This window comes from Streptomyces sp. NPDC051452 (assembly GCF_044454765.1).
In the GTDB taxonomy this organism is placed as follows: domain Bacteria; phylum Actinomycetota; class Actinomycetes; order Streptomycetales; family Streptomycetaceae; genus Streptomyces.
The window spans coordinates 24556-41143 of sequence record NZ_JBITEB010000012.1; the positions used below are offsets into that span (position 1 = coordinate 24556).

Genomic DNA, 16588 nt, shown 5'->3' on the forward strand with positions numbered 1-16588 from the left:
TAGTAACGCGTTCTCGAACCCGCAAGGGGTACGGCGACCCCAATCGGTGCGAGGTTCGCGCAGATCACGGCCTCGGCGCCTGCAAGACCCTTGCGGTGACGGACATCGCGTCAGCAGACTGCACTAAGAACTAGAACGCGTACCAGTTCTGGAGGAGAGCCCTCTCGGAGAGGACCCGCACCCATGGCCGCCGAACCCGTGATCGTCGAAGCCGTACGCACCCCGATCGGCAAGCGCGGCGGCGCGCTCGCCAATCTGCACCCCGCCTACCTCCTGGGCGAGACCTACCGTGAACTCCTCGGCCGCACCGGCATCCCCGCCGACGCGGTCGAGCAGATCGTCGGCGGCACGGTGACCCACGCCGGCGAGCAGTCCATGAACCCCGCGCGCACGGCCTGGCTCGCGATGGGACTGCCGTACGAGACGGCGGCGACGACGGTCGACGCCCAGTGCGGTTCCTCGCAGCAGGCCTCGCACATGGTGGCCAACATGGTCGCGGCGGGAGTGATCGACGTGGGGATCAGCTGCGGCGTCGAGGCGATGTCCCGGGTGCCGCTGGGTTCCGGCTCCAGGCACGGCCCGGGCAAGCCGTTCCCGGACGAGTGGAACGTCGATCTGCCCAACCAGTTCGAGGCGGCCGAACGCATCGCCCGGCACCGGGGCCTGACCCGCGAGGACGTGGACGCGCTGGGGCTGCGGTCCCAGGAGCGGGCGTCCCACGCCTGGGCGGAGGAACGTTTCAAGCGGGAGACCTTCGCCGTGCAGGTGCCCACCACCGAGGAGGAGCAGCACGCCGGACAGGGCATGTGGCGGCTGGTCGACAGGGACGAGGGGCTGCGGGACACGTCCCCGGAGGCGCTGGCGGGCCTGAAGGCCGTGATGCCGAAGGCGATCCACACGGCGGGCAACTCGTCCCAGATCTCCGACGGTGCGGCGGCGATCATGTGGGCGTCGAAGCGGATGGCGCGCGCCCTCAAGCTACGGCCGAGGGCGCGGATCGTCGCCCAGGCGCTGGTGGGGGCCGACCCCCACTTCCATCTGGACGGCCCGATCGACGCGACCAACGCCGTCCTCGGCAAGGCGGGCATGACCCTGGGGGACATCGACCTGGTGGAGATCAACGAGGCGTTCGCGTCGGTGGTGTTGAGCTGGGTCCGGGTCTTCGAGCAGGACCTGGAGAAGGTCAACGTCAACGGCGGCGCGATCGCCCTGGGGCACCCGGTGGGGGCGACGGGCGCCCGTCTGATCACCACCGCCCTGCACGAACTGGAGCGCACGGACCGGGAGTTCGCACTGATCACCATGTGTGCGGGCGGCGGGCTGGCCACCGGGACGATCATCCAGCGGCTGTAGCGGACGCCCGGCAAGCGACGCCGGGCACCCTCTCGGGGAGCGGGCGGGCCCGGCGCCGCCCGCGGCCGTGGCCCCGCCCGGGCGTCACCGCTCCCGGGCGGCGGGCCGGTCCGGTGCGGGGTCGCCGGCCCCCAGGACCGTGGCGGCGAACCGCGCCAGGCGGGAGCGCAGCGCGTCGCGCTCCGCACCCTCCTGGCCGGCCAAGTGCTCGACGAGGTCGGCGCGGACGGCGGCGAGCAGCGCGTGGGCGGTGAAGTCGGGTTCGGCGACCTCGGGGATCCGCTCCAGCACCTCCCGCAGGAGGCCGTGCCAGCGCTCGTAGTGGGCCGCCCGGTAGACGCTGGAGCTGCCGCCGCCCTCCTCCAGGGCCAGCGCGAGACGGCGGTTGTCGAGCTTGAAGCACAGCAGGGCGTCGAGCAGGGCGAGCGCGCGGCGCGGGGCGGGGGTCGCGGGACCCAACGGGGGCGGCCCCGACTCGACGGCCTCCCGGACCGGTTCGAGCCGCGCCTCGTACAGGGCGCGCAGCAGTCCGTTGCGGTCGCCGAAGGCCCGGAAGATGGTCCCCTTGCCGACGCCCGCCGCCGTGGCGACGTCGGCCATCGTGACGTCCTCGGGGGACTCGCGGCGCGCGAAGAGGTCGTCGGCCGCCGCGAGGACGGCCTCCCGGTTGCGAGTGGCGTCCTTACGGGGCTTGCGCTCGGGCACGGGTTCCCTCCGGTTGCGAAGCGGACCGCTGGTCCGTATCTTCGGGGCATCACGAAAGCGGACCTGGGGTCCGGTTTCTCTGAGAGGGAGCATACCCATGCCCACACCGAGTTCACCGGCGGACCTCTTCCGCCACGGCCTCCGGCTGCTGCTGGACCAGGACATCGCCGCCTGGGTGGCGCTGTGGTCCGACGACGGCGTCATGGAGTTCCCCTTCGCCCCGCCGGGGATGCCCACCCGGCTGGAGGGCAGTAAGGCCGTCGCCGCCTACATGCGCCACTACCCCGACCACATCGAACTGCGGGACTTCCCCGAGCTGCGGATCCACGAGACCACCGACGCCCGGACCATCGTCGTGGAGATGCGCGGCATCGGGCGGCTGGTGAAGACCGGCGGCCCCTTCGACATGACCTACATCGCCGTAGTGACCGTTCGGGACGGACGGTTCACCTCCTACCGCGACTACTGGAACCCCCTCGCCGTCCTGGAACCGGGCGCCGACTTCGTCGGGAGCGGCCGATGAGCACCCCGGGCACCACCGGCATCACGCTGGTCACCGGCGCGACCGGCACGACCGGCAGCCGTACGGTCGCGCGGCTGGCGGCGGCCGGTCACCGGGTCAGGGCGGCCGGCCGGCACGCGACGCCGGTCGCGGGCGCGGAGCCGGTGCCTTTCGACTGGCACGATCCGGCCGGACACGCCGCCGCGCTCGACGCAGTGGACCGCGTCTACCTCGTACCGCCGCCGGGCGACCCGGACCCGGCGGCGGTCATGCTGCCCTTCCTCGCGCGTGCCCGCCGCGCCGGGGTCCGCCGCGCGGTGCTCCTCAGCTCCTCGGCCGTCCCCGCGGGCGGACCGGCGACGGGCGTCGTGCACCAGGCCCTGCCCGGCCTGATCGAGCAGTGGGCGGTACTGCGCCCCTCCTGGTTCATGCAGAACTTCACCGGCGGCCATCCGCACGCGCTCGGCATCCGCGCCGAGGGCGTCCTGCGCACCGCCACCGGGGACGGCCGGGTCGGGTTCGTGGACGCCGAGGACATCGCGGCGGTCGCCGCCCGCGCGCTCACCGACGCCCGGTCCCCCGACACGGACCTGGTCCTCACCGGACCGCAGGCGCTGTCGTACGACGACGTCGCCGCGCTGCTCACGGAGGTCACCGGCCGGACCGTGACCCACCGCCGAGTCTCCTACGAGCAGCTGCGCGACCGGCTCGCGACAACGATTCCGGAGGAGTTCGCCGCCCTGCTCGCGGGTATGGACCGGGCCATCGCCGACGGGGCCGAGGACCGGGTCACCGACACCGTACGGACCGTCACCGGGCGGCCCCCGCGCTCCCTGCGCACCCACCTGACGGCGGCGCTGGGCGGCGGCTGACGATCACCGCTCGGCGGCGGCCACCGCCTCCCCGGGGTTCGAGCCCGTCGGGCCGGCGCCCCCGGGGTCGGCGCCGGCGGGTGCCGGTATCGCCACGTCGGTCCGGCCTACCGCCCGCACGGCGGCGCGCGGCCCCTGGAACAGGTAGGACAGTCCGAAGCCGGCGCCGACCACCACCGCGCCGCCGACCGCGTCCAGCACCCAGTGGTTGCCGGTGGCGACGATGGCCGAGACGGTGAACAGGGGGTGGAGCAGACCGAGCGCCTTCATCCACCACTTCGGGGCGATGACCGCGATGACCACCCCGCACCACAGCGCCCAGCCGAAGTGCAGAGACGGCATCGCCGCGTACTGGTTGGTCAGCGCGGTCAGGGTGCCGTAGTCCGGCTTGGAGAAGTCCTGGACGCCGTGCACGGTGTCGATCATGCCGAGAGACGGCATCAGGCGCGGCGGGGCCAGCGGGAAGAGCCAGAAGCCGATCAGGGCGAGGAAGGTGGCGAAGCCCAGCGAGGCGCGCGCCCAGCGGTAGTCGACCGGGCGGCGCCAGTACAGGACGGCGAGCACGGTCAGCGGGACGACGAAGTGGAAGGACTCGTAGTAGAAGTCGAAGAAGTTCCGCAGCCAGCCGATCCGCACCACGGTGTGGTTGACCCAGTGCTCGACGTCGATGTGCAGGAAGCGCTCGATGTCCAGCACGATGTGCCCGTGGTGCTCGGCCCGCGCCCGGCCCCCCGAGTTGGTGCCGCCGGTCGCCGCCAGCCGGACCTTCTGGTAGGCCGCGTAGACGACCCGGATGAGCAGCAGTTCCAGGAGCAGGTTCGGACGGGTGAGGACCCGCCTCAGGAACGGCAGCAGGGGGACCTTGCGCAGGCGGGCCGGGGCCTGCGGGGCGTACTCCGTCGCGATCGGGGTCCGGTAGTACGGCGAGGTGCGGGACAGGAAGGGGACGGCCGTGGCGGCGGCCAGGGCCGCGAGCAGGACGAGGTTGTCCCGCAGCGGGTACATCGCCGGCATGTTCGGCAGCATCATCTTCGCCGGCAGGGTGGTCACCAGGACGACGGCCACCGGCCAGACGTACCGGTCGGAGGCCCGCCTGCCGACCCGGCCGACCACCGCGAGCAGCACCCACAGCAGCTGGTGCTGCCAGGAGGTGGGCGAGACGGCGACCGCCGCGCAGCCGGTGAGCGCCACGGCGAGCAGGAGCTGGCCGTCGCGGGCGTAGCGGACGGCCCGGCGCAGGGTGAGGACGACGACCGCGGCGCCGAGCAGCAGGAAGACCGCTATCTCCGGCGGGCCGGTGAGCCCGGCGCGCAGCAGGGCGCCGTGCAGGGACTGGTTGGCGAGGCCGTCCGCCTGGCCGCCGAGGCCCGCGCCGGCCATGTGGTGCACCCAGTAGGTGTGCGAGTCGTGCGGCAACACCGCCCAGGCGAGGGCGGTGCAGGCGGCGAAGGTGCCGGCCGCGGTGAGGGACGCCTTGCGGCGGCCGGTGAACCACAGCAACGGGACGAACAGCAGCACCGTCGGCTGCAGGGCCGCGGCCAGGCCGACGCACAGGCCGCTCACGCGTTCCCCGCGCACGGTGAAGCAGCCGAGCAGGACGAGCAGCACCGGGATGATGCTGGTCTGGCCGAGCCACAGGGCGTTGCGGACCGGCAGCGAGAGCATGAGCAGGCTGACGGCGACGGGGGCGGCCAGCAGGGAGGTGCGGCGCGTGACGGGCCGGGGCAGCGCGCGGGCGGCGACCAGCCCGAGGCCCACGACCAGCAGCAGGGTGCCGAAGGTCCAGCCCCAGCCGAGGGCCGCCTGCGCGGAGCGGGTGAGCGGCTTGAGCACCAGGCCGGCGAAGGGGGTGCCGGTGAACCGCGTCGAGTCGTAGAGCGACCCCTTCACATGCAGCACGCCCTCGGGGCCCACCCAGGTCTCCAGGTCGGTCAGCCGCTCACCGCTCGGAGTGGTCAGGACGACGGCGAGCTGCCGTATCGCGAGGATCGCCGCCATCGCCCACAGGGCCAGCCGGGCGGCCCGAAGGCGCGCCCCTGCCGCGGCCGATCCGAACGCCTCCGTCGATCCCGTGCCGTGCTCAACGTTCGCCACGCCTCGTCGGCCTCCCGCCCCGTCGTCCCCGCCCGGTACGCGCCGAGATCCCCACCGCGCACCCCATGAGCCTCGCAGACCCGTGCAGAAGGACGCAGGCCACCCCGGCTTCACCTGACGTCCGCTGCGCTTTTGTCCGGAAGACGACCATGGCAAGCGGGGTCGGTTGCGTGCGCGGGGCGCGAGAAGGCTCACATCCGACAGCGGGGACGGCACGGGCCACGGGGGCAGATGTACCTGCGTACGGGCCCTTTAGCTGCACTGTGCATCGATGTGCGCACGGGACGTAAGGGGCCGAAGTCCCCCTATGGTCGGTTTTCGGCCCGACTCCCGGCAGCGCCGCCACCCGGGCCGCGTACCTGTTCCCGTCGAAAGGCAGGCGAGCCTCGTTTTGGCGACCGTCACAGCCGTCACCCCGTCCCCGTCGACCCCCCGGGCCGCCGCGTCCCGCGAGGTCACCGTCACCGACCCCGCGCTCGTCAGGCGTGCCGTCAAGGCGGCGGCGCTCGGCAACGCCATGGAATGGTTCGACTTCGGCGTCTACAGCTACATCGCGGTCACCCTGGGCAAGGTCTTCTTCCCGTCCGGCAACCCGACCGCCCAGCTGCTGTCGACGTTCGGCGCCTTCGCCGCGGCCTTCCTGGTCCGGCCCCTCGGCGGCATGGTCTTCGGCCCGCTGGGCGACCGCGTGGGCCGCCAGAAGGTCCTCGCCATCACGATGATCATGATGGCGGCGGGCACGTTCGCGATCGGCCTGATCCCGTCGTACGGCGCGATCGGCGTGGGCGCGCCGCTGATGCTGCTCGCGGCACGACTGGTGCAGGGCTTCTCCACCGGCGGCGAGTACGCGGGCGCCTCGACCTTCATCGCCGAGTACGCGCCGGACAAGAAGCGCGGCTTCTTCGGCAGCTGGCTGGAGTTCGGCACGCTCGCCGGCTACATCGGCGGCGCGGGTCTGGTCACGGTGATGACGGCGCTGCTCTCCTCCGAGGACCTGCTCTCCTGGGGCTGGCGCGTCCCGTTCCTGATCGCGGGCCCGATGGGGATCATCGGCCTGTATCTGCGGATGCGTCTGGAGGAGACCCCGGCGTTCGCGGCGGAGGTCGAGAAGGCGGAGGCCGCCCGGCCGAAGGTGCCGCTGCGCGAGATGGTCGCGGGCCAGTGGAAGGCGCTGCTGCTGTGCATGGGCCTGGTGCTGGTCTTCAACGTCACCGACTACATGCTGCTGTCGTACATGCCGAGCTATCTCACCAGTGAGCTGAAGTACGACGAGACGCACGGGCTGCTGGTCGTGCTCGGGGTGATGGCCCTGATGATGATCGTGCAGCCGTTCGCGGGCGCGCTGACCGACCGGATCGGCCGGCGCCCGGTGATCGCGGCGGGCTGTGCGGGCTTCCTGTTCCTGTCCATCCCCGCCCTGCTGCTGATCCGCCAGGGCAGCCTGGTCGCGGTCGCGCTGGGCATGGGGGCGCTGGGGATGCTGCTGGTGTGCTTCACCGCGGCCATGCCGGCCGCGCTGCCCGCGCTGTTCCCGACCCGGGTGCGGTACGGCTCGCTCTCCATCGGGTTCAACGTCTCGGTGTCCCTGTTCGGCGGGACGACTCCGCTGGTCGTGACCGCGCTGATCGGGCTGACCGGCAACATGATGATGCCCGCGTACTACATGATGGCCGCGGCCGTCGTGGGTGGGTTCGCGGTATGGCGGATGTCGGAGTGCGCGGGCCGCCCCCTCCCGGGCTCGGCACCGTCCGTGGAACAGCGGTAGACACCCGCGAGACACCTGGCTGTGGCGGGGGGGGACCGTCTGCGGAGAGGCGGGGCCGTCGCAGAATGCGGGGCTCTTGCGGGGCGTGAGGCCGGCGCGGGGTGCGGGGCCGGGGCGGTTCGTAAGGCCGGCGCGGGGCGCCGGGCCGTCGGAGGGCGTGAGTCGTCGCAGGGCGTGAGTCGTCGCAGGGCGTGAGTCGTCGCAGGGTGCTGGGCCGACGGGGGCACCAGGCCGAACCCGAGGCGCGAGGCCGACGCGAGGCGTGAGGCCCGCAAGGCGTAAGGCCCGCAAGGCGTGAGGCGGACGCGGGGCGTGATCCGTCGCAAGGTGTGGGGGCCACCTCGGGGCACCAGGCCGAACGCGAGGCGTAAGGCCGACGCACGGCGTATGGCCCGTAGGGCGTGAGCCGTCGCAAGGTGAGGGAAGCGCGGCGCACCAGGCCGAACGCAGGGCGCGAGGCCCACAAGGCGCAAGGCCCGCAGGGCGTAAGGCCCGCAAGGCGTGAGCCGTCGCAGGGTGCGGGGTCGGCACAGGGCACCAGGCCGAACGCAGGGCTGAGGCCGTCGCCGGGTGCGGGGCCGAGGCCGACGCAAGGCGCGTGGCCCGCAGGGCGCGAGCCCTCGCGAGGTGCGGGGCCGGCGCGGGGCACCAAGCCGAACGCAGGGCGTGAGGCCGACGCAGGGGGCGGGCGTCGCCGGGCGCCAGGCCGACGTGGGCGGTCGCGTCGTTGCTCGGGGCTGGTCGCGGGGTTTCCCGCGTCCCCGCGGGGTGGTCGTGGGGCGGGTTTACGGAAGTGGTCGTCGCCGGTCTGCCCGTCTGCGGGGGGTGGCTGAGATGATCGGCTCGGGCAGGGCGAGAAGCCTCCGGAAGACACGCGGGAAAGGCAGCAGACGCATGAGCGGGTCGCAGCTCTGGGACGACGTCGACGACTACTTCATCACCCAACTCTCGCCGGACGACGAGGCGCTCCGCGCGGCGCTGCGGGAGAGCGAGGCGGCCGGGCTGCCGCCCATCGGCGTCACGGCCGCGCAGGGCAAGTTTCTGCAGCTTCTCGCACAGGTGCAGGGCGCCCGCACGATCCTGGAGATCGGCACGCTCGCCGGCTACAGCACGATCTGGCTGGCCCGCGCGCTGCCCGAGGACGGCAGGCTGATCTCGCTTGAGTACAGCGCCAAGCACGCCGAGGTCGCCACCCGGAACATCGCCCGGGCCGGCCTGGAACGCATCGCGGAGGTGCGGGTGGGCCCGGCCCTGGAGTCGCTGCCCAAGCTGGCCGACGAGAACCCGGCCCCCTTCGACTTGGTGTTCATCGACGCCGACAAGGCCAACAACGGACACTACGTCGAGTGGGCGCTCCGGCTCACCCGCGCGGGCAGCCTGATCGTCGTGGACAACGTGGTGCGCGGCGGCCGGGTCGTCGACGCGAGCAGCACCGAGCCGGACGTGGTCGGCACCCGTACCGCCATCGAACTGATCGCCAGTCACCCCCGGTTGAGCGGTACAGCGATCCAGACGGTCGGCCACAAGGGACACGACGGCTTCGCGCTGGCCCGCGTGCTGGGCTGAGCCCTCCCCGGCCGGGGAGTCTCACACCTCGTGGAAGAAGCCCACGTGGACGCCGCACGGTGTGGTGCGGTCCTGGACGACGATCTCGCCGGACCCGCCGTGCGGCAGCGGCACGGTGGTGCCGTACGCGACGGTCTGCGCGTACTCCCCGACGATCAAGCGCACCTCGGAGGCCGGGTCGGCCTGTGAACCGCGCATCCAGGACAGTCGCCAGCCCCCGTCGGGGCCGCACGCGAACTCCAGGTGGACGCGGGAGACGAAGAGCCAGTCCTCGGGGGTGACCAGTCGGCACACGGAGGCGTCCCGGCCGACCCGTAGCACCGCCCCGGGCTCGCTGGGCGCCTCGGCCATCGTCATACCGGCCGTGGCCCCCGCGTCGGCCCCCGAGACGGTGGCCATGGTGAGTTCGAGCACGCGTGTTCCCCCTGATGCAGTCAAGCCCTGAGCAGTGCGCTGTGAAGCGGTGCGGCGTACAACGCCCGTACCGCCGCCGCATGATAAAACGCCCGGCCCGGTCCCGTCCGGCACAATGAGGTCATGACCGAGCGAAAGCCACCGGGCGTCCCGTTCGAGTCCTGGGTGGACAAGCAGATCCGCGACGCACAGGCCCGCGGCGAGTTCGAACGGCTGCCGGGCGCGGGCGAGCCGCTGCCCGCCGAGCTGGACTCCGGCTACGACGAACTGTGGTGGATCAAGCGGAAGATGGCGCGCGAGGGGCTCACCGTGCTGCCGCCCGCCCTGGCCCTGCGCAAGGAGGCCGAGGACGCCCTCGTGGCGGCGTACGCGGCCCCCTCGGAGCGGATCGCCCGCAGAATCGTCGAGGACGTCAACGTGAAGATCCGCGACATGATGTTCAAGCCGCCGCCCGGTCCCCCGCTGGGGAAGAAGCCGTACGACGTCGAGGAGATCGCACGCGAATGGCGGCAGCGCAGGGCTGCCGCCATGGGGAACGGGCCGGGCTCAGCTGTGCAGTAGCCGGTCGGCCAGTTCCCGGTAGTCGCGCAGGGCCAACCGCAGCTGCTCGGTGTCGTTGCCGGAAGCCGGCCCGCCGTCCCCGGCGCCCTCCCAGGAGGTACGCAGGGTGCGGCGCCGCAGCGTCACGGCCTCGGTGAACCGTGCGGCGATCTCCTCCAACGCCTGATCGGCCTCCGCGACGGCACCACGGGGTTCGTCCACGAACCCGGCGACCACCTGGCGCATCCGCTGCTCCCAGCGTCCCGCCTCGTCCTGCGACAACAGCGGCGCGGAGGCACCGGCGGCACCGGAGGAACCAGCCGCACCAGCCGCACCAGTCACACCAGTCACACCAGTCACACCAGTCACACCAGTCACACCAGTCGCACCAGCCGCGGTGTGCCCCGCTCCGTTGGGGGTGCCGGGCTCCCCGGAGCCGGTCGCGCCGGCCGCGGGTCCGGTGCCCTCACCGGCGTACGGCGCGACGGGTCCGTCGTCCGGCATCCGCCGCTCATCGGGTATGCGCGTCGCGCCGCCCGGTGCGGCCGGTGTCTCCGGTGCCAGGTCCTCGGTGCCGGGCCGCAGGCCCTCGGAGCCGTGCGGCGCGCCCCGCGTCCCCGAACCCGGCCCAGCGGCGTCCCCGGTGGCGGGCAGGCCCGCCGGGCCCGGTGGCGGTGACAACGGTGCCTCGTCGGCGGGGACGCGGTCGTCGGCGGTGAGGCCTTCCCGGCCGGGTCCCGTGGAGCCCGGAAGCCGGCCGCCCCGCACCCCCTCGCCCCGCGTCCGGCCCATGTCCTCGCCCGGCTCCCCGGGCAGGTCCTCCTCCGGGCGGCCCTCCTGCTGCGCCCGGCGGCCGAGGGCCGCGTCTCCCGGTGCCCATTCGTCGTCCGGCGGGGGCGTGAAGCGCCCGGCGGGGTTCCGCTCGTCGCCGGAACCGGTCGTCCTGTCGGTCATGAGGCTCAACTCTCCTTCGGTCGGCTCCTGTGGAGGGCCCACGGCGCATGGGAGCGAGCGTGGGAACGGGTACCGGCGGCGGCCGTCGGGCCGGCCGCGCCGGAGGCCGAGCGGTGCCGGCCGGTGTCCGCACCGGGCCCGGTCAGGTCGTCGAAGAGGGCACGTGCCCCGATGAGGGCCGTCCGCATCTCCTCGGTACCCGCTCCGGCGGAGTTCCCGCCACCGTCCGCCCCGGCGCGGGCCACCCGGTGCACCTGCCGGTAGCCGTCGACATGGTCGGCGTGGTGGACGGACAGCGCGGCGAACTGCTCGTCGTAGCGCCCGGCGTCGGGGTAACCGCGGACGACGGCCAGCTCCGCGATCAGCTGGTCGGCCTCGGCCACCGCCTCCCGGGGCGAGTCGACGAAGCGCTCCTGCACCGCCGTCCAGCGGGCCGCGTACCGCTCCTTGTCGTCCCGGTCGAGGGGGCGTTCCCGCAGGTCGCCGTGGCGCTCCACACGCTCGGTCAGCTCTCGTTCGGCGGCCTTGGTGTCCCCGCCGTGCAGGGCGACGGTCCGCTCGTACTCGGGTCCGAAGCGGCGCTTGAGGCTCGGCCCGCCGCGCCGTGCGCGGCCAAGGCTCAGGGCGGCCGCGCCGAGGACCACGACCGCCGCGATCACGATCAACAAAATGATCAGGCCTGTGGACATGGTTGCCTTCCCGATCCGACCGGCCCCGCTGGCCGGCTCACCCTTCGGGTGACCCGGAAGTCAGGCCACAAACGGCGGACCGGTGGCCGGTGACCGGGAGGATGCGGGGTATGAGCGGGGGTCCGGCGGGATCTGCTCACGCGTCCTTCGGGACGGTGGAGTTGTGCGGCCGTTCGCGCTCCGCGCCACACAGTTCCCCGGTGAGTTCCCTGACCAGTTGCGTCAGATCGGTCGAGCGGCCGGGCTGCCACCAGTCGCCGAGCAGCTCGGCCAGCGACTCCTCACGGGCGGTGGCGAGCCGTTCCGCGACCTCGCGCCCGGCGTCGGTCAGCTCCAGGTCCAGGCCCAGGCGGTGGGCCAGACGCCGTTCCTCGACCTGTCGGGCGGCGGCCATGACCACCTGGAGCGGGACGGGGCTGCGCTCGGCGAGCACACCGGGTTCGACGGATCCGTATCTGCGCAGGCGCAGCAGCAGCCAGCTGGCCGCGGGCTGGAGGTCGTAGCCGGCCCGCTCGGTGATCGTCCGGTAGATCTGGTGGCGGCCCTCGCGGGTGCCGAGCACGGACAGGGCGCGGCACACCTCGTCGTAGGAGGAGCGCTGCACCGGGTTGGGCGGGATGGTCTCGGAGACTTCGGGCGCGGTGACCGAACCGCGCAGCGGATCCTCCTTGAGGAACCAGGCCAGCAGGAAGCCGAGCGCGGCGACGGGGGTCGCGTACAGGAAGACGTCGGTGATGGCGGACGCGTAGGCGTGCAGCGCGACCGGGCGCAGAGCGGGCGGCAGGGCCGTGATGCCCCGGGGGTCGGCCTTGAGCGCGTCGGGGCCGACGCCGGGCGGCAGGCGCACGCCGCGGAAGGCGGCGGTGAGTTCGTCCGCGAGACGGCTCGCGAAGACGGTGCCGAAGATGGCGACGCCGAAGGAGGCGCCGATGGAGCGGAAGAAGGTCGCGCCGGAGGTGGCGACGCCCAGGTCCTCGTACGACACCGCGTTCTGCACGATGAGCACCAGGACCTGCATCACCAGGCCGAGACCGAGGCCGAAGACGAAGAAGTAGACACTCATCTCGGCGGTGGAGCTGCGCTCGTCGAGCTGGTGCAGCAGGAGCAGACCGATGGTGGTGACGGCGGTGCCGGTCAGCGGGAAGACCTTCCAGCGGCCGGTGCGGCTGACGATCTGTCCCGACACCGTGGAGGACAGCAGCAGCCCGACCACCATGGGCAGCATGTGCACACCGGACAGGGTCGGGGAGATGCCGTGTACGACCTGGAGGAAGGTCGGCAGATAGGTCATCGCGCCGAACATGGCGAAGCCGACGATGAAGCTGATGAGCGCGGCGAGCGTGAAGGTGCGGATGCCGAACAGCCTGAGCGGCAGCACGGGTTCGGCGGCCCGGCGCTCCACCGCGACGAACGCCACGGCGAGCAGGACGCCCAGCACGATCAGACCGATGATCTGCGCCGAGCCCCAGGCCCAGGTGGTACCGCCCAGCGAGGCGACGAGTACCAGGCAGGTGGCGACCGCCGCGATCAGGAAGGTGCCGAGATAGTCGATGACGTGGTGGGCGGTGCGGCGTGGGATGTGCAGCGCGGTGGCGATCACGGCGAGCGCCACGACGCCGAGCGGCAGATTGACGTAGAACACCCAGCGCCAGCTCAGATGCTCGGTGAACACCCCGCCGAGGAGCGGCCCGAGCACACTGGTCGTACCGAAGACCGCGCCGAACAGCCCCTGGTAGCGGCCGCGTTCACGCGGCGGCACGATATCGCCGACGATCGCCATGGACAGCACGATCAACCCGCCGCCCCCCAGGCCCTGCAGCGCCCGGAAGGCGATGAGCTGGGGCATGTTCTGCGCCATGCCGCACAGCGCCGAGCCGATCAGGAAGATCACGATGGCGGTCTGGAACAGGCGCTTGCGGCCGTACTGGTCGCCGAGTTTGCCCCACAGCGGGGTCGCGGCGGTCGAGGCCAGCAGATACGCGGTGACCACCCAGGACAGGTGCTCCAGGCCGCCGAGATCACTGACGATGGTGGGCAGCGCGGTCGACACGATGGTCTGGTCCAGCGCGGCGAGCAGCAGTCCGAGCAGCAGGGCGCCGATCGGGACGAACACGTTGCCCGGGACGTGTTCGCCGCGGCTCATGTCCTTCGCCGTGCCGTGCGTGTCCAGGGCCATGGAGACCTCCCGGGGCTCGGGGCTCGGGTCCACCTCTTCCATCGTGATCGGTGTCACCGGTTACGGCCTCCCGAACCAGCGGATACCGGACATGGGCCACCGCGCCCCGTGGATGCGGGAGGGGGTCCGCATAGGCTGGTGGAGCTGTCTGGGGGCTTTGGGGGCTCCGGGGGCTTTCGGAGGTGTGGGGGCCTCGGGAGGTACGGGTACTGGGGGTGGGGCCGGCGTGAGCGGTGAGTCTGTGGGGCGCGCCTGCCCCGAGTGCGGGACCCCGAGGGAGGCCGACGGCAGCCCGTCCTGCTCCTGCGCGGAACGGACCGCGCGGGCCCTGCGGGCGGCGCGTACGGCCGAGGCGGCAGCGGCGGAGGACTTCGACCCGCTGCGGATACGCCCGTACGTCGACATGCCCGGGCCCCTGCCGGCCCCGGCCACTGCCCCGTCGGCGCCTGACGGCGGGCGCGGTCCGGACACGGCCGCCTCGCGGACGCCGGAGCAGGACGGGGCGGCGGAGGACGGGACCGATTCGGGGGCGGATTCGAGTCCCTATTCGAGTCCGGATTCGGATTCGGATCCGGGTCCGGGTCCGGGTCCGGCGGAGGCCGTCGGGAGTGGGGGTCGGGGTGCTGAGCCTCCGCGTCGGCCGGCTCGGCGGGCGGTTCTGTGGTCCGGTGCGGGAGCGGGGACGGCGGTCGCGGCGGTCGTGGCCGCGGTCGGCCTCGCGAGCGGGCTGTTCACGTCCCACCAGACATCCCGGGACCGGGCGGCCGAGGAGGTCAGACAGAGCGTCCCGGACGTGACCGCGCCGGGCCGGGCGTCGCCGACGGCGCCGGGGACGTCCACCGCGTCCCGGCCGGCCCCGTCCACCCCGGCCTCCACCCCGGTCTCCGCGAGCCCTTCGCCGCCGTCACCGTCGTCACCGTCTTCGTCGTCGCGCCCCTCGGCGTCCCGCGGCGCGAGCGCCTCCGCCTCCCCCACCCCGCCGTCCGGGACACCCGCCGCGTCCCCCAGGACCTCCGCGGCCCCCGCCCCGCCGGTGCTGCGGCGCGGCGACTCGGGCCCGGAGGTGACCGAACTACAGTTGCGGCTAAGGCAGTTGAATCTCTACGACGGTCAGATCGATGGCACCTTCACACGCTCCGTCGAGGACGGCGTACGCACCTACCAGCTGGCCCGGGGCGTCCTGGACGACGGGCCGGGGGTGTACGGCCCGGCGACCCGGGCGCACCTGGAGTCGGAGACGACGGGGCCGTGAAGCGTGCCGGATGCGGGCAGCCGGGTTCGGCGGACGGTGACGAGGGGCCGATCGGCCGAGTGGTCGAGTGGCCGATCGACCGAGTGGCCGACGTCAGCCGATGTGGAGCCGGATCGTCCCATCGGCCGCGGTGGCGACGGACACCCGCGTCAGATCCCGTACGACGACGTCGGGGCCGTGGGAGCCGGCACGCGACCCCACTCCGACGACCCGCATCCCCGCGGCCCGCCCCGCCGCGATACCCGCACCGGAGTCCTCGAAGACGACACAGTCGGCCGGGTCGACGCCCAGCTCGGCCGCGCCCTTGAGGAACCCCTCGGGGTCGGGCTTGCTCGCGCCCACCGACTCGGCGGTGACACGGACCGCGGGCAGGGGCAGCCCGGCGGCGTTCATACGGGCGGTGGACAGGGCGATGTCGGCGGACGTCACCAGGGCGTGCGGCAGCCCGCGCAGGGAGGCGAGGAAGCCGGCGGCGCCGGGCACCTCCACCACGCCGTCGGTGTCGGCGGTCTCCTCCGCGAGCATGCGGGCGTTGTCGGCGAGGTTCTGCTCCACCGGCCGGTCGGGCAGCAGGAGGGCCATGGAGGCGTGTCCCTGCCTGCCGTGCACGACCTTCATCGTCTCGTCGCCGTCCAGCCCGTGCCGCTCGGCCCAGCGCCGCCAGATCCGCTCGACCACGGCGTCCGAGTTGACGAGGGTGCCGTCCATGTCGAGCAGGAGGGCACGGGCGGTGAGGACGGTGGGCGTGACGGCGGCCGTCATCGGCAGCTCCAGAGCGAGAAGGCCCCCGGGCCGGGAGCGAGAGGGCGGGAGGGGCAACGGGAGGGCGGGGACAAGGCGGCCCCGCCCGCCGGTCAGGGAAAACGGGCGGGAGCCACTTTGTTTTTCCACGGTACAAAACCCGGACCGCATTGCGCCAGCGCGACCCCGGGAGGTTCACCGTTCGTTCAGCTCGGCCGGCCACGGCTCGCTCGGCTCAGCCGGCCACGGCCTCGTAGAGGCTCCACACGCCGAGCGCGAGCATCAGCAGCGCCGCGATCTGCGTGATCAGCCGCAGCGGCACCCGCTTCATCAGGGCCTTTCCACCCACGATGCCGAGTGCGGCCACCGCCCACAGGCCGAGCACCGCGCCGAGGCCGACGGAGATCGGGTCGTCGTAGCGGGCCGCCAGGTTGGCGGTCATGATCTGGGTGAGATCGCCGAACTCGGCGACCAGGATGAGCATGAAGCCCGTACCCGCGACCTTCCAGAAGGACTGGTCGGCGGGCTTCTTGATCTCCTCGTCGCCCTCGTCCTTCTTCAGCAGCAGCATCGCGGCCCCGCCGAGGAAGAGGACGCCGGTGACGGCGTGCACTATCTGCTGCGGCAGCAGGGTGAGCACGCTTCCCGCGGCGACGGCGAGCACGACGTGCAGCAGGAAGGCGGCGGCGACACCGGTGAAGACATAACCGGCGCGGTAGCGGGCGCCGAGGACGAGACCGGCGAGCGCGGTCTTGTCCGGCAGTTCGGCGAGGAAGACGATGCCGAAGACGAGCGCCGTCACGGTAATGCTGATCAAGGGTCCTCAATCGGTCGGGCTGCCCCGCCGAGAGTGCGGTACGTCACACGCTGACACCTCGGCACGGCAGCGCACACGGCGCCCGCGCCGGGGGGCACGGGCGTGCACTGCTTGCCGAAGGTCTCGCTGGCGGCCTCCACGAGGTCGC

At 73.0% G+C, this 16588-nt stretch carries 15 protein-coding genes; 7 read left to right on the forward strand and 8 right to left on the reverse strand.

Annotation, left to right across the window (positions count from 1 at the left end; translation table 11 throughout):
• Positions 1-183 precede the first annotated feature (183 nt).
• Entirely contained in the window at positions 184-1353 is a 1170-nt protein-coding gene (locus tag ACIBA9_RS25615) for a steroid 3-ketoacyl-CoA thiolase (RefSeq protein ID WP_399366485.1), read from the forward strand.
• An 84-nt stretch (positions 1354-1437) separates the two neighbouring features.
• Here the strand turns inward: ACIBA9_RS25615 and ACIBA9_RS25620 are convergent, their stop codons facing one another.
• Positions 1438-2058, reverse strand: coding sequence for a TetR/AcrR family transcriptional regulator (locus ACIBA9_RS25620; RefSeq protein ID WP_399366487.1), 621 nt, complete (start codon positions 2056-2058; stop codon positions 1438-1440).
• Between the two features lie 97 nt (positions 2059-2155).
• Here ACIBA9_RS25620 and ACIBA9_RS25625 point away from each other — a divergent pair, with 97 nt between their 5' ends.
• Complete coding sequence (locus tag ACIBA9_RS25625; protein WP_399366489.1) at positions 2156-2581, forward strand: nuclear transport factor 2 family protein; 426 nt, start codon at positions 2156-2158, stop codon at positions 2579-2581.
• Entirely contained in the window at positions 2578-3432 is an 855-nt protein-coding gene (locus ACIBA9_RS25630) for an NAD(P)H-binding protein (protein WP_399366491.1), read from the forward strand. The genes ACIBA9_RS25625 and ACIBA9_RS25630 overlap by 4 nt, the downstream gene beginning before the upstream one ends.
• 3 nt (positions 3433-3435) lie before the next feature.
• On the opposite strand, the gene ACIBA9_RS25635 is transcribed toward ACIBA9_RS25630, so the two are convergent.
• Positions 3436-5526, reverse strand: coding sequence for a bifunctional glycosyltransferase 87/phosphatase PAP2 family protein (locus ACIBA9_RS25635; RefSeq protein WP_399366493.1), 2091 nt, complete (start codon positions 5524-5526; stop codon positions 3436-3438).
• A gap of 307 nt (positions 5527-5833) precedes the next feature.
• On the opposite strand from ACIBA9_RS25635, the gene proP reads away from it, so the two are divergent.
• A complete protein-coding gene (proP, locus tag ACIBA9_RS25640; RefSeq protein ID WP_399366495.1) occupies positions 5834-7291 on the forward strand; it encodes a glycine betaine/L-proline transporter ProP in 1458 nt (485 codons plus the stop codon).
• Between the two features lie 894 nt (positions 7292-8185).
• Positions 8186-8857 (forward strand): O-methyltransferase, encoded by a 672-nt coding sequence (locus ACIBA9_RS25645; protein ID WP_399366497.1) that lies wholly within the window; start codon positions 8186-8188, stop codon positions 8855-8857.
• A gap of 21 nt (positions 8858-8878) precedes the next feature.
• Here the strand turns inward: ACIBA9_RS25645 and ACIBA9_RS25650 are convergent, their stop codons facing one another.
• Positions 8879-9271: a hypothetical protein gene (locus ACIBA9_RS25650; RefSeq protein WP_399366499.1), complete on the reverse strand. Its 393-nt coding sequence runs from the start codon at positions 9269-9271 to the stop codon at positions 8879-8881.
• A 123-nt stretch (positions 9272-9394) separates the two neighbouring features.
• Between ACIBA9_RS25650 and ACIBA9_RS25655 the strand changes: the two genes are divergently transcribed.
• On the forward strand, positions 9395-9832 hold the full coding sequence (locus tag ACIBA9_RS25655; RefSeq protein ID WP_399366501.1) for a DUF1992 domain-containing protein: 438 nt from the start codon (positions 9395-9397) through the stop codon (positions 9830-9832).
• Here the strand turns inward: ACIBA9_RS25655 and ACIBA9_RS25660 are convergent.
• The 3 genes from ACIBA9_RS25660 to ACIBA9_RS25670 form a co-directional block, all read right to left on the reverse strand.
• Positions 9818-10765, reverse strand: coding sequence for a hypothetical protein (locus tag ACIBA9_RS25660; RefSeq protein WP_399366503.1), 948 nt, complete (start codon positions 10763-10765; stop codon positions 9818-9820). The genes ACIBA9_RS25655 and ACIBA9_RS25660 overlap by 15 nt on opposite strands.
• 5 nt (positions 10766-10770) lie before the next feature.
• Positions 10771-11454 carry a hypothetical protein gene (locus ACIBA9_RS25665; RefSeq protein ID WP_399366505.1) on the reverse strand — a complete coding sequence of 228 codons (684 nt, stop codon included), beginning with the start codon at positions 11452-11454 and terminating at the stop codon, positions 10771-10773.
• A 136-nt stretch (positions 11455-11590) separates the two neighbouring features.
• Complete coding sequence (locus ACIBA9_RS25670; RefSeq protein WP_399366812.1) at positions 11591-13630, reverse strand: DHA2 family efflux MFS transporter permease subunit; 2040 nt, start codon at positions 13628-13630, stop codon at positions 11591-11593.
• Positions 13631-14330: 700 nt separating this feature from the next.
• On the opposite strand from ACIBA9_RS25670, the gene ACIBA9_RS25675 reads away from it, so the two are divergent.
• Positions 14331-14882 (forward strand): peptidoglycan-binding protein, encoded by a 552-nt coding sequence (locus ACIBA9_RS25675; protein ID WP_399366507.1) that lies wholly within the window; start codon positions 14331-14333, stop codon positions 14880-14882.
• Positions 14883-14975: 93 nt separating this feature from the next.
• Here ACIBA9_RS25675 and ACIBA9_RS25680 read toward each other — a convergent pair whose 3' ends face one another.
• Positions 14976-15644, reverse strand: coding sequence for an HAD-IA family hydrolase (locus tag ACIBA9_RS25680; protein WP_399366509.1), 669 nt, complete (start codon positions 15642-15644; stop codon positions 14976-14978).
• 214 nt (positions 15645-15858) lie between these two features.
• Entirely contained in the window at positions 15859-16440 is a 582-nt protein-coding gene (locus ACIBA9_RS25685; protein ID WP_399366511.1) for a TMEM165/GDT1 family protein, read from the reverse strand.
• Positions 16441-16588 lie beyond the last annotated feature (148 nt).

What these genes read in the sequence shown, in the direction of transcription:
- ACIBA9_RS25615 (WP_399366485.1), top strand. Translation starts at nt 184, where the DNA reads ATGGCCGCCGAACCCGTGATCGTCGAAGCCGTACGCACCCCGATCGGC.
- ACIBA9_RS25625 (WP_399366489.1), top strand. Translation starts at nt 2,156, where the DNA reads ATGCCCACACCGAGTTCACCGGCGGACCTCTTCCGCCACGGCCTCCGG.
- ACIBA9_RS25630 (WP_399366491.1), top strand. Translation starts at nt 2,578, where the DNA reads ATGAGCACCCCGGGCACCACCGGCATCACGCTGGTCACCGGCGCGACC.
- proP (WP_399366495.1), top strand. Translation starts at nt 5,834, where the DNA reads ATGGTCGGTTTTCGGCCCGACTCCCGGCAGCGCCGCCACCCGGGCCGC.
- ACIBA9_RS25645 (WP_399366497.1), top strand. Translation starts at nt 8,186, where the DNA reads ATGAGCGGGTCGCAGCTCTGGGACGACGTCGACGACTACTTCATCACC.
- ACIBA9_RS25655 (WP_399366501.1), top strand. Translation starts at nt 9,395, where the DNA reads ATGACCGAGCGAAAGCCACCGGGCGTCCCGTTCGAGTCCTGGGTGGAC.
- ACIBA9_RS25660 (WP_399366503.1), bottom strand. Translation starts at nt 10,765, where the DNA reads ATGACCGACAGGACGACCGGTTCCGGCGACGAGCGGAACCCCGCCGGG.
- ACIBA9_RS25665 (WP_399366505.1), bottom strand. Translation starts at nt 11,454, where the DNA reads ATGTCCACAGGCCTGATCATTTTGTTGATCGTGATCGCGGCGGTCGTG.
- ACIBA9_RS25670 (WP_399366812.1), bottom strand. Translation starts at nt 13,630, where the DNA reads ATGGCCCTGGACACGCACGGCACGGCGAAGGACATGAGCCGCGGCGAA.
- ACIBA9_RS25680 (WP_399366509.1), bottom strand. Translation starts at nt 15,644, where the DNA reads ATGACGGCCGCCGTCACGCCCACCGTCCTCACCGCCCGTGCCCTCCTG.